This is a genomic window from Paraburkholderia ginsengisoli NBRC 100965 (assembly GCF_000739735.1).
In the GTDB taxonomy this organism is placed as follows: Bacteria; Pseudomonadota; Gammaproteobacteria; order Burkholderiales; family Burkholderiaceae; genus Paraburkholderia; species Paraburkholderia ginsengisoli.
The window spans coordinates 1-637 of the sequence record NZ_BBJF01000049.1 but is presented as its reverse complement, the minus strand read 5'-3'; the positions used below and the strand labels follow the sequence as shown (position 1 = coordinate 637).

The following is a 637-nucleotide window of genomic DNA, read 5'->3' as shown; positions in this document are numbered from 1 at the left end:
TAAGCACCCGACTGTGACCGTCTTGCATCCGATGATCAGAAGTGTCCGTGTCGTATCTGTCACCTGAGAACCGGCACCGCTATCGAGACATTGATCGCGACGCCGGCTTTTCATTCGCGTTGGTGTATGCCATTATGTCGCGCATGAAGATTCGAAGCACCACCACCCATCTGCATCACCACCACGGACGCCCTTTGTTGCGCCGTGGTTTGTTTCGCATCTAGTCACTGAATCGGGAGTTTTCCCGATCTGGACAGCAACCAAGGCGCCTCTGGCGCCTTTTTGTTTTTTGCAGCCTTAAAACCATGCCGCGCTGATCAATCGAGAACGTATGGAGTGTACTCAATGCAACCATCCTGGAAGGAAGTGTCCTTGTCGGATTTGCCGCTCAGGGAGGACCTCAAGTCGCAGCACGCGTACGGGGCGCCGCAGCTCGACATGCCGGTCTGCCTGAACGTCAACGAGAATCCGTATCCGCCGTCGCCGTCGCTCGTCGAGCACATCGCGACTGCCGTGGCCAATGCGGCTCGCCAGGCGAACCGCTATCCCGATCGCGATTTTGCCGAACTACGATCGCATCTTGCCGCCTACCTGACACATGACACCGGCGTGATGGTTGACGCATCGAGCATCTGGG

1 pseudogene is annotated in these 637 nt (G+C 57.1%); it reads left to right on the top strand.

The annotated features are described in order from the left end of the window. Window positions 1–345: 345 nt before the first annotated feature. Window positions 346–637 (top strand): annotated as a pseudogene (locus BGI01S_RS28830) (histidinol-phosphate transaminase); the annotation flags it as partial.